Raw genomic sequence first — 11490 nt, forward strand, 5'->3', positions numbered from 1 at the left:
CGGGGCGAGACCGCCTCAATGCCCGCCGATGATCCCGGTGCGCACGCCGTAATCCACGGCCAGCGCGTAATCGGGGTCGTCATCGGCATCGACGACGAGATTGCCTGCCTTTTTCAGAAGACGGTGGCAGTCGCGGCTCAGATGGCGCAGCTGGACGGTCTTGCCCTGCGCCTCGTATTTCCCGGCAAGCGCCTCGATGGCCTGAAGCGCCGACTGGTCCACCACCCGGCTCTGGTCGAAATCGACGACGACCAGCGCCGGATCGCCCTCGGGGTCGAAAAGCTCCACGAAGCCTTCGGCGGAGCCGAAGAAGAGCGGTCCTTCGATCTCGTAGATCTTGGCGCCCTCGGGCGTGGTGTGCGTGCGGGCGCGGATGCGTCGCGCGTTGTTCCACGCATAGGCCAGCGCCGAGACGATCACGCCGACGACCACCGCGACCGCGAGGTCCTCGAGCACGGTCACGACGGTCACGAGAACGATCACGAAGGCATCGGTCAGCGGCACGCGCGCGAGGATCCTGAGTGAATTCCACGCGAAGGTGCCGATCACCACCATGAACATCACGCCGACGAGCGCCGCGAGCGGGATCAGCTCGATCGCGGGCGCGGCCACGAGGATGAAGGCCAGGAGAAAGAGCGCCGCGGCGATCCCGGCGATCCGGGTGCGGCCGCCGGATTTCACGTTGATCATCGACTGGCCGATCATCGCGCAGCCGCCCATGCCGCCGAAGAACCCGGTGACGGTGTTGGCGAGGCCCTGCGCGATGCATTCCTGGCTCGCGCCGCCGCGCTGGCCGGTCATGTCGCCGACGAGGTTCAGCGTCAGCAGGCTTTCGATCAGGCCGATGGCGGCAAGGATGACCGCATAGGGCAGGATGATCTCGAAGGTCTCGAGCGTCAGCGGCACCATCGGGATGTGGAAGCTCGGCAGCCCGCCCTGGATCGAGGCCAGATCGCCGACCCGCGGCACCTCGATCCCGAAGCCGATCACCAGCGCGGCGGTCACCCCGATGCCCGCGAGCGGTGCGGGAATGATGTTGGTGACCTTGGGCAGGAGCCAGATCACCGCCATGGTCAGCGCGACGAGCGCGAGCATCGGGATCATCGTCTCGGCCGGGAGCCACCGGCCTCCGGATGCGCCATGGCCCGTCAACTCGGCCGAGCCCGGCACCTGGAACTGCGAGAGCTGCGCAAGGAAGATCACGATGGCGAGCCCGTTGACGAAGCCGAGCATCACCGGATGGGGCACCAGCCGGATGAATTTGCCCCAGCGCAAGAGCCCCGCGGCGATCTGAAGAACGCCCATCAACACCACGGTCGCAAAGAGATATTCGACGCCGTGCTCGGCGACGAGTGCGACCATGACCACCGCCAGCGCGCCGGTGGCGCCCGAGATCATCCCCGGCCGACCGCCGATCAGCGCGGTGATGAGACCGACGAGGAAGGCCGCGTAGAGACCCACCAGCGGATGCACACCCGCGACGAAGGCAAAGGCCACCGCCTCGGGGACAAGCGCCAGCGCCACGGTCAGGCCGGACAAGAGCTCGGTCTTGAGGGTGGCCGGGGTCATCCCGCCCTGCGGCAGGAGGCGCAGGTCGCTGAGCCCCCGGCTGGCTTTCCGGGCCATCTGGGTTCGGGTCATCTCGGGTCTCCGTCGGATATCAAACCCCGCCCCTACCCCAGGGGCCGCTCAAGGGCCACCCGGTGCGACCGAAAGCCGCCATGAAAGAGGCGCATGCCGCGCGGTCTGTGCGCGGCCCCGGTCGGCGCTAGATCGCGAGGCGCATTGCCCGGAAAGACACCTCATGGACCAGACCCTGCTCCTCGCCCTCGCCGCGCTGATCGTGGGGCTGTCGAAGGGCGGATTGTCCTCGGCGGCGGCGATCGCGGTGCCGCTTTTGGCACTGTTCATGAACCCCGTCACCGCGGCGGCGACGCTTCTGCCGGTCTTTATCGTCACCGACTGGATCGGGGTCTGGCTCTATCGCAAGACCTGGTCGGGACGGAACCTCGCCATCCTGATCCCCTCGATGGCGGCGGGCACGCTGATCGCGACGCTGATCACGCCTTACACGCCGGAAAGCGCGCTCCTGATCTTCACCGGGCTGATCGGCGCCTGGTACATCGCCCGGCGGATCTTCGGCCGCGAGACATCCGAAGCCCGGCCTGCCCGCACCGGTCCGGGGGTCTTCTGGGGCGTGATCACCGGGATCGCCAGCTTCATCACCCATTCCGGCGCGCCACCGGTTCAGGCGTTCCTCCTGCCGCAGAAGCTTCCGAAGCTCGAGTTCGCAGGAACCATCGCCATCGCCTTCGCCATCGGCAATCTCATGAAGGTGCCGGGCTATTGGGCGATCGGCCAGCTCGACGGGCTCGACTGGGTCCAGGTCGCGCTGCTGGCCTGCGTCGGGATCGCGGGCACATTCCTCGGTCGTTGGCTGACCGGCATCCTGCCGGAACGCGGCTACCGGCTTCTGATCGAGACGATGCTCGGGGTGCTGTCGGCGGTGCTTCTTTGGAAGGGCGTGGCGATGTGGCTCGGCTGAGCCGGGCCTTGCGCATCGTGGCGGCGTCCTGCTGCGTATTTGGAAAAAGAAGAAGCCCATGGGGCCGCGCGAGACTTCCCATCCGGCGCGCGGGGCGGCAGTCTCGGGGCAAATCGAGTGGAGGGGCATCATGGGCGACACCATCATCGGCATCATCGGCGGCTCGGGCGTCTACGAGATCGACGGGCTCGAGGATGCGGAATGGCAGGTGGTGGACACGCCCTGGGGGCCGCCATCGGACGCGCTTCTGACCGGTCGGCTCGGCGGGATGCGCGTGGTCTTTCTACCCCGGCACGGGCGCGGGCATGTGCATAGTCCTTCGGACGTGCCCTACCGCGCCAATATAGATGCGCTGAAGCGGCTTGGGGTGACGGACCTTGTGTCGGTCTCGGCCTGCGGATCGTTCCGCGAAGAGATGGCGCCGGGGGATTTCGTGCTGGTCGACCAGTTCATCGACCGCACCGTGGCGCGCCCGAAGAGCTTCTTCGCCTCGGGCTGCGTGGCGCATGTTTCTCTGGCGCATCCGACCTGCGACCGGCTGCGCGGCGCGGTGACCCGGGCGGCGGAGGCTGCGGGCGTCACGCTCCATGCGCGCGGCACTTATTTGGCGATGGAGGGGCCGCAATTCTCTACGCTGGCGGAAAGCGAGATGTATCGCGGGCATTGGGGCGCGGACGTGATCGGGATGACCAACATGCCCGAGGCGCGGCTCGCGCGGGAGGCCGAGCTTTGCTACGCGCCCATCGCCATGGTCACCGATTACGACTGCTGGCACGAGGCTCACGGCGCGGTGGACGTGGCCGAGGTAATCCGGGTGCTGACGGCCAACGCCTCGGCGGCCAAAGCGCTGGTCAAGGCGCTGCCGGGTGCGCTCGGGGCGCGCGAGACACCCTGCCCCGCGGGCTGCGACCGGGCGCTCGAGCACGCGATCATGACTGCGCCAACGATGCGCGACGCGGCCCTCGTCGAAAAGCTGGACGCGGTCGCGGGCCGCGTGCTCTGATCTGCCTGAGCGCAAGGAGCCCCAGATGAAGACCGTCCGCGACTATATCCGCACCATTCCCGATTTCCCCGAAAAGGGCGTCATGTTCCGCGACGTGACCACGCTCTTCGGCAATGCCCGCGGTTTCCGCATGGCGGTGGACCAGCTGCTGCATCCCTATGCCGGGCTGCGCTTCGACAAGGTCGTCGCGCTCGATGCGCGGGGCTTCATCCTGGGCGGCGCGGTGGCGCACCAGCTCTCGGCGGGGTTCGTGCCGATCCGCAAGAAGGGCAAGCTGCCCTTCGCGACGCTGGAGGAGGAATACCAGCTCGAATACGGGCAGGCGGTCGTGGAGATCCACGAAGACGCGATCGAGCCCGGCGAAAAGGTGCTTCTGGTCGACGATCTTCTGGCCACGGGCGGGACCGCGGCAGCGGGGATCCGGCTGATCGAACGGCTGGGCGGCGAGATCATCGGCTGCGCCTTCATCATCGACCTGCCAGATCTCGGCGGGCGGGCGCGGCTGGAGGAGCTCGGGATGAGCGTTCATGCGCTCTGCAGCTTCGAGGGGGAATGATCGGCGCATGGTCTCGGGATTTGAGACGGGCGCCGCGCGTAGACGGGCTGCGGATAAATAGCTGTAACGGATGAAAACTTTTCATACCGCACGGTCCACGGGACCGTGCCGAAATGACCAATCACTTGTCGGTAGACACGTGCGATCTTGCCGCACCGCCCGAGGATCGAAAACGATCGCTCGGACGGTGCGATTATAATTCTCGGATCAGGCGATCCGCGCTTCGGTCGCCGCGACGGCGTCCTCGCGGGTGACGCCGGGGGCCAGCTCGACGATCTGGAGGCCGTCCTCGGTCACGTCGAAGACGCCGAGATCGGTGATGATCCGGTCGACGACCCCGGTGCCGGTCAGGGGCAGCGTGCATTCCTTCAGGAGCTTCGACTCGCCGTGCTTGTTGGTGTGGTCCATGACCACCACCACGCGGCCGACGCCCGCGACGAGGTCCATCGCGCCGCCCATGCCTTTGACGAGCTTGCCGGGGATCATCCAGTTCGCGAGATCGCCGTTCTCGGCCACTTCCATCGCGCCCAGGATCGCCATCGCGATCTTGCCGCCGCGGATCATCCCGAAGCTCATGGCGCTGTCGAAATAGGCGGTGTGCGGCAGCTCGGTGATGGTCTGCTTGCCGGCATTGATCAGGTCCGGATCCTCGGTGCCCTCGACCGGGAACGGGCCCATGCCGAGCATGCCGTTCTCCGACTGCAGCGTGACGTTCACGCCCTCGGGGATGTAGTTCGGCACCAGTGTCGGAATGCCGATGCCCAGATTGACATAGGTGCCATCCTCGAGCTCCTGCGCCGCTCTCGCGGCCATCTCTTCGCGGCTCCAGCCCATGGCTCAGTCTCCTTTCGATTTCGACGCGTCGAGCCCGGCGGGGATGTCGATCATCACGATCGTCCCGGCCGCGCCGCGCGCCACATTGATGGTTGCATCGAGCCCGTCGAGAAGCGCGCCGATCAGGCGCCCCCCCATGGTTGCCGGGTTCGGCCAGTCGATCTTGGCGGGAATGCCGACGCCGTCATCGCTGATGAGCAGCCTCAGGCCGCCCGCGGCCAGGGCCATCGCGCGCAGCTCCACGCAGCCCTCGTCGAGACCGTCGAAAGCGTGCTCGAAGGCGTTCGACAGGGTCTCGCTGAGGATCAGCGCCACGCGCACGGCGATGTCGAGATCGACGACATAGGGGTCGACGATCAGGCTGAAGCGCAGCCCCGGACGGCTCGCGTTGTTCGCCACATTGGCCGCGACGCGGGAAATGAGCGATCCGAGGTCGATGCCGTGACGCGCCACCTGGTTGTCGGTGAGCTTCATTTCCTCGTAGGCGAGCTGCAGGCAATCGAGCCTGCGCGGCAGCGCCTCGACCTCGTGCATCGGATCGTCGACGCTCTGGTGCCGCGAGGGCTCGGAGATCGTTGCGAGCACGAGGCTCAGGTCGTCGCGCACACGAGCGCGGAGGGCGTTCAACTGCTGGTCGACCAGCTCGTTTTCCTCGCCGTCGCGGATCTCTTTCTGCAGGCCGAGGAAGTAGAGCGGCGACCCGTCCTCGCCGAGGATCGGCGCGATGATCAGCCGGTTGTTGAAGGGCTCGCCCGAGGAGCGGTAGTTGAGGATATCGACCGTCACGTCCCGGCCGCCTTCGACGGCGGTCCGGATCTTGTCGACATCCTCCTTGCGGGTGCGCTCGCCCTGCAGGAAGCGGCAGTTGCGCCCCACCACCGACGACCGCGAATAGCCCGTCGTCCGCTCGAACGCATCGTTCACGTAGACGATCGGGTTGTCCGGCGCCTGCGGGTTCGTCAGAACCATCGACAACGACAGCCTCGAGAACCCGGCCAATGCGGCCCGGTCATCCAGAACGGCGCTGAGTGAGCGTGCGGCGGACATCCTGCTCCCCGGTTTTCCCTTGCCTTTCGGTTTACGCGGCGGGCCGCGTGGTGCGCTGCTCGATCCGCTTCTCGTGCTCGCCCTGGATCAGGCGGTGCACATAGACACCCGGCAGGTGGATGTTGTCGGCGTCGAGCTCGCCCGCCTTGACGATCTCCTCGACCTCGACGACGCAGACCTTGCCGCACATCGCCGCGGGCGGATTGAAGTTGCGGGCGGTCTTGCGGAAAATCAGGTTGCCGGTCTCGTCAGCCTTCCAGGCCTTCACGATGGACAGGTCCGCGAAGATGCCGCGCTCGAGGATATAGTCCTCGCCGTCGAACTCTTTCACTTCCTTGCCCTCGGCGATCTGGGTGCCGACGCCGGTCTTGGTGTAGAAGCCGGGGATGCCCGCCCCGCCTGCGCGCATGCGCTCGGCCAGCGTGCCCTGCGGGTTGAACTCGAGCTCGAGCTCGCCACCGAGATACTGGCGCATGAACTCCTTGTTCTCGCCGACATAGCTCGACATCATTTTCTTGACCTGCTTGGTCTGCAGCAGGATGCCGAGGCCGAAATCGTCCACGCCGGCATTGTTCGAGGCCACGGTCAGGTCCTTGGTGCCGGCATCGCGGATCGCCGCGATCAGCAGCTCAGGGATACCGCAGAGGCCGAACCCGCCCGCCGCAATCGTCATCCCGTCGAACAGCAGGCCGTCGAGAGCCTCGGCGGCGGAGCCGTAAATCTTCTGCATCGAATTCTCCCTTGCGGTTGGCTGGCGCTGTTGTGCCCACGCGCATGTGGAGAGTCAACGCAAGCTCCAAGGATCGCTCGGCTTTCGCGCTAACATCCGTCGCGCCCGGTCACGAGCACGAGATAGGCGCCCCGCTGTGCGAGCCCATACTCGTCCACGTCGCGGCGCAGCATCGTGCGGCGATGGCCCGCGGACGTGCTCCAGAGCCGGACCGCGGCGGCCTCGCCACCCTCGGCCAGAGCGAGGTTCTCGCTGATCTGGCAGAATGCGTAGCCCTGCCTCCGGGCACGGTCCCCCACCCTGCTGCCATCGCTGCCGGTGTGGTTGAAGAACCTGTTGCGCGCCATGTCGGTGGCGTGCCCCGCGGCGATCCGGTCGAGCACCGCGCTCCGGCGGAGCGGCGGGCGTCCGCGCTCGGCGCGATAGGCGTTGACGCTGCCCGCGCGGGTGCGTCCGGCGTCGGGATCGCGGAACTTCGCGTCCCCTGCGATCGCGACACCGGTCTGGCCGCCGACCGTCGGCTCGGGCACCACGATCGGGGAGCCGACAGGGGCGCAGGCCGCCGTCATCAGGAGACCTAAGAGAAGAACCGCTGTTCGCATGGGGGGCTCCGGGGCGCTGGCTGACCGACGCCATTACATGGCGCGTCCCGGGCGCTCGGGCCAGCCCGCGCTCCGCGACCGGCAGGGGGCCGCCGATCCGAGAGGTTCAGCAGCCGTCGCGGCCCAGCATCAGCACGTGGTAATCGTCCGCGCTCGCGTAGCCGTATTCGGTGATGTCGCGACGGACCATGTTGGAGCGGTGCCCGGGCGAGCCGATCCATCCCTGGATCGCCCCGGTCTCGCCGCCGCCGATCTTGGCGATGTTTTCGGCCAGGCGGCAGAAACCGTAGCCATGGCGCTTCGCGCGGATCGCCATCGTCGCGCCGGCGCTGCCGCCATGTCCGAAGACGCCGCTTTGCGCCATGTCCCGCGCCAGATCCGCCGCGGCCCGATCAAGCTTGGCGTCCCGCCCGAGAACCGAGAGCCCCTGCGCCTCGCGGAACCGGTTCAATGCCGAGCCCCTGTCATCGGCGGTGATGGTGACGGGTTCGGCCGAGCCGGCGGTCGACACGCTGACCGGGATCGGCACGGGCACCACCAGGCATCCCGACAATGTCACGGCCAATGAGGCAGCCAAACAGAACCGTGCGGGCATGACGCCTCCTCTCCCTGCGATCGTTCCGGGCCGCACGCTGCCCTCCGGAGGGGCAGTGCACAATCCCGCGACACACGCTCAGGAGGATTTTTTCGCCGAGGTTGTCTTCTTTGCCGTGCTGGTCTTGGCGGCCGGTTTCTTGGCGGCGGTCTTCTTCGCGGCGGGCTTCTTGGCCGCGGCCTTCTTCTTGCCGCCCTTCTTGGCGGCCTTCTCGGCCACGAGTTCCAACGCCTGTTCGAGAGTGATCTCCTCGGGCGTCATCTCCTTGGGCAGGGTCGCGTTCACCTTTTCCCATTTGACGTAAGGCCCGTAGCGCCCGTCCATCACGTTGACCGCGCCGCCATCGGGGTGCTCGCCCAGCTCGCGCAGCGGCTTCTGCGCCGCCCCGCGCCCGCCGCCGCGCTTGGCGGCCTTCTCGGCCAGAAGGTCCACCGCGCGGTTGATCCCGACCTCCCAGACCTCGTCCACCTCCTTGAGATTGGCATAGAGGCGGCCATGCTTCACGAAGGGGCCGTAGCGCCCGATCCCGGCCTCGATCATCTCGCCATCCTCGGGATGCGGCCCGATCTCGCGCGGCAGGCTCAGGAGCATCAGCGCACGGTCGAGATCCATGTCATCGGTCGACCAGCCCTTGGGCAGGCTCGCGCGGGGCGGCTTCTTGTTCTCCTCGGTCGCCTCGCCGCGCTGGACATACGGCCCGAACCGGCCCGAGCGGAGGCTGATCTCGTCGCCCGCGTCCTCGCCCAGAACCCGGTCGCCCTGCTCCGCGGCATCGCCGCCGATGGGCCGTGTGTAGCGGCATTCGGGATAGCGCGAGCAGCCGACGAACCCGCCGGATCGAGAGGTCTTGAGGTGCAGCGAGCCTTCGCCGCAGAGCGGGCAAGTGCGCGGATCGGTGCCGTCTTCGCGCGGCGGATAAAGCTGCGGCGCCAGCGCGTCGTCGAGCACGTCGAGCACCTCGGCGATCCGAAGCTCGGATGTCTCGGCGATGGCCGCCGAGAAATCGCGCCAGAACTTCGACAGGAGCTCCTTGTAATCGGCCTCGCCCGCCGAGACGTCGTCGAGCTCTTCCTCGAGCGCGGCGGTGAAATCGTATTCCACGTAGCGCTTGAAGAAGTTCAGCAGGAAGATCGTGACGATCCGGCCCTTGTCCTCGGGGAAGAGGCGGTTCTTGTCCTTGCGGACATATTCGCGGTCCTGGATCGTCGTGATCACGCTGGCATAGGTCGAAGGACGCCCGATCCCCAGCTCTTCCATCTTCTTGACCAGCGTCGCCTCGGTGTAGCGCGGCGGCGGCTGGGTGAAATGCTGCTCGGGCGTCACGCCCTTTTTCTGCGCGGCCTCGCCTTCCATGATCTGCGGAAGGCGCTTGTCGTCCTCGTCCACCACATCGTCGCGGCCTTCCTCGTAGACGCGGAGGAAGCCGTCGAAAAGCACCACCTGCCCCGTGGCGCGCAGTACGACCTGGCCGTCCTGGCTCGAGATATCGACGGCGGTGCGCTCGAGACGCGCGCCTTCCATCTGGCAGGCGAGCGTGCGCTTCCAGATCAGGTCGTAGAGCTTTTTCTGGTCGGCATCGCGAAGGCTCAACGCGTCCGCGTCCTTGGTCATGTCGGTCGGGCGGATGCACTCATGCGCTTCCTGCGCGTTCTTGGCCTTGTTCTTGTAGATGCGCGGCGAGGACGGCACGTATTCGGGGCCGAAGCGGTCCTTGATCGCGTCACGCGCGGCGCTCACCGCCTCGGGCGCCATGTCGATGCCGTCGGTCCGCATATAGGTGATGTGGCCCGCCTCGTAGAGCCGCTGGGCGGCGGACATGCACTGCTTGGCGCCCATGCCGAACTTGCGGCTCGCCTCCTGCTGGAGGGTGGAGGTCATGAAGGGCGCGGCGGGGTTGCGCGAGGCGGGCTTGGCCTCGACCGAGGCGACCTTGAGATCGCGGCTCTGGATCGCCTGCACCGCCATCTCGGCTTGGGTGGCGTTCTCGATGTCGTACCGGTCGAGCTTCTTGCCCGCGAGCGTGGTCAGCCGGGCCTCGAATTCCTGGCCGCGGGGCGTCGAGAGGAGCGCCTTGACCGACCAGTATTCCCGCGCGCGGAACGCCTCGATCTCCATCTCGCGCTCGACGATCAGGCGCAGGCAGACCGATTGCACGCGCCCGGCACTGCGCGCGCCGGGGAGCTTCCGCCAGAGCACCGGGCTGAGGTTGAAGCCCACGAGGTAGTCGAGCGCACGGCGGGCAAGATAAGCCTCGACAAGCGGCGCGTCGATGTCGCGGGGGTTGGCCATCGCCTCGGTCACCGCCTGCTTTGTGATGGCGTTGAAGGTCACCCGGCGGACATCGGTGTCCTTCTTGATGGATTTGCGCTTGGTCAGCGCCTCCTTGAGGTGCCACGAGATCGCCTCGCCCTCACGGTCGGGGTCGGTCGCGAGGATCAGGGCGTTGTCGTCCTTCAGCGCGTCGGCGATCGCCTTGACGTGCTTGCGGCTGTCGGTGCCGACCTCCCAGGTCATGTCGAAATCATGCTCGGGATCGACCGAACCGTCCTTGGGCGGCAGGTCGCGGACATGGCCGTAAGAGGCCAGAACCGTGTAGTTCGATCCCAGATACTTGTTGATTGTCTTGGCCTTGGCGGGCGATTCGACGACAACGACGGGCATCTTGGGAAACCTCGGGAGTGCTTTGGAATATGGCCGCGGACCATGTGGGGAGTGCGCCGAGATTGTCAATGCGACCGGCGGTCCGGTTGCGGTTTCATTTCGCCCGCAGGCTGATCCCGTGGCGGTAGTTTAAGAAAATTATCTAATTTTCTTAAATTCTTCGAGCCCAACGGACGCCGCATCCGGCACGCGTCCGCAGGTCACGGCAGCGCTACCCAGGCCGACGCGCGGCGCTGGTCTGCACATCTGTCCCGACACGGCGTCCCGCACCCGGTGTCATGCGCGGCTCAGCAGCCCTCCGGGCTGGCGGCAGACCGCGCCGTCGATCTCGAGCTCGGTCAGAACGGAGGTCACCTCGGACGCGCCCCGTCCCAGATCGCGGATCAGCTGGTCCTCGGCGATGGGCGATGGTCCGAGCCGGTCGAGGATCTCGCGATGGAGCGCGGCGACCCGGCGCAGGTCCTTCGCAGCATCGACCGATCTTTGAGACTGTACGCGCGCGGGTTGTGCCGGTGGCTCCAGCGGCAAGGAGCGTTGCACGGGCATAGCACCCAGCGCCTCAAGCACGTCTTCGGCGCCACGGACAAGCCGCGCGCCGTCGCGGATCAGCCGGTTGCAACCGCCCGCCCGTGCGTCGAACGGGTGCCCCGGCACGGCCAGCACTTCGCACCCTTGTTCGAGCGCGGCATCCGCCGTGATCAGCGAACCCGAGCGCCCCGCCGCCTCGATCACCACGACCGCCTGCGCGAGGCCCGAGATCAGGCGATTGCGCAGCGGGAAGTGGCGGGCCTGGGGCGCAAGCCCCATCGGCTGCTCGCTCAGGCGCAGCCCGCCCGCCGCGGGCATGTCCGCGGCCAGCGCGGCGGTCTCGCGCGGGTAAAGCACATCGACGCCGCCCGCCTGCACCGCGATGGTCC

General features: G+C 67.2%; 11 protein-coding genes. 3 read left to right on the forward strand and 8 right to left on the reverse strand.

Annotated features, from left to right (window positions below; all coding sequences use genetic code 11):
• Positions 1–15: 15 nt before the first annotated feature.
• On the reverse strand, positions 16–1641 hold the full coding sequence (locus ACFQ4E_RS18310; RefSeq protein WP_386805974.1) for a SulP family inorganic anion transporter: 1626 nt from the start codon (positions 1639–1641) through the stop codon (positions 16–18).
• Between the two features lie 163 nt (positions 1642–1804).
• On the opposite strand from ACFQ4E_RS18310, the gene ACFQ4E_RS18315 reads away from it, so the two are divergent.
• The 3 genes from ACFQ4E_RS18315 (at position 1805) to ACFQ4E_RS18325 (ending at position 4104) form a co-directional block, all read left to right on the forward strand.
• Positions 1805–2545: a sulfite exporter TauE/SafE family protein gene (locus ACFQ4E_RS18315; protein WP_386805975.1), complete on the forward strand. Its 741-nt coding sequence runs from the start codon at positions 1805–1807 to the stop codon at positions 2543–2545.
• Positions 2546–2675: 130 nt separating this feature from the next.
• Complete coding sequence (locus ACFQ4E_RS18320) at positions 2676–3548, forward strand: S-methyl-5'-thioadenosine phosphorylase (protein ID WP_386805976.1); 873 nt, start codon at positions 2676–2678, stop codon at positions 3546–3548.
• Positions 3549–3573: 25 nt separating this feature from the next.
• On the forward strand, positions 3574–4104 hold the full coding sequence (locus ACFQ4E_RS18325) for an adenine phosphoribosyltransferase (protein ID WP_386805977.1): 531 nt from the start codon (positions 3574–3576) through the stop codon (positions 4102–4104).
• Positions 4105–4311: 207 nt separating this feature from the next.
• Here ACFQ4E_RS18325 and ACFQ4E_RS18330 read toward each other — a convergent pair whose 3' ends face one another.
• The 7 genes from ACFQ4E_RS18330 to ACFQ4E_RS18360 all read right to left on the reverse strand — a co-directional run.
• Positions 4312–4938, reverse strand: a complete 627-nt coding sequence (locus ACFQ4E_RS18330; protein ID WP_386805978.1) for a 3-oxoacid CoA-transferase subunit B — start codon at positions 4936–4938, stop codon at positions 4312–4314.
• A 3-nt stretch (positions 4939–4941) separates the two neighbouring features.
• Positions 4942–5985 carry a PAS domain-containing protein gene (locus ACFQ4E_RS18335; RefSeq protein WP_386805979.1) on the reverse strand — a complete coding sequence of 348 codons (1044 nt, stop codon included), beginning with the start codon at positions 5983–5985 and terminating at the stop codon, positions 4942–4944.
• A 31-nt stretch (positions 5986–6016) separates the two neighbouring features.
• Positions 6017–6715 carry a CoA transferase subunit A gene (locus ACFQ4E_RS18340; RefSeq protein WP_386805980.1) on the reverse strand — a complete coding sequence of 233 codons (699 nt, stop codon included), beginning with the start codon at positions 6713–6715 and terminating at the stop codon, positions 6017–6019.
• A gap of 89 nt (positions 6716–6804) precedes the next feature.
• Positions 6805–7317 carry a CAP domain-containing protein gene (locus ACFQ4E_RS18345; RefSeq protein WP_386805981.1) on the reverse strand — a complete coding sequence of 171 codons (513 nt, stop codon included), beginning with the start codon at positions 7315–7317 and terminating at the stop codon, positions 6805–6807.
• 106 nt (positions 7318–7423) lie between these two features.
• On the reverse strand, positions 7424–7912 hold the full coding sequence (locus tag ACFQ4E_RS18350) for a CAP domain-containing protein (protein WP_386805982.1): 489 nt from the start codon (positions 7910–7912) through the stop codon (positions 7424–7426).
• A gap of 78 nt (positions 7913–7990) precedes the next feature.
• A complete protein-coding gene (gene topA, locus ACFQ4E_RS18355) occupies positions 7991–10573 on the reverse strand; it encodes a type I DNA topoisomerase (protein WP_386805983.1) in 2583 nt (860 codons plus the stop codon).
• Between the two features lie 276 nt (positions 10574–10849).
• Positions 10850–11490: DNA-processing protein DprA (locus ACFQ4E_RS18360; protein ID WP_386805984.1), on the reverse strand; the 641-nt coding region annotated here is incomplete at its 5' end.

The sequence above is a fragment of the Litorisediminicola beolgyonensis genome (assembly GCF_042679605.1).
GTDB lineage: Bacteria > Pseudomonadota > Alphaproteobacteria > Rhodobacterales > Rhodobacteraceae > Litorisediminicola > Litorisediminicola beolgyonensis.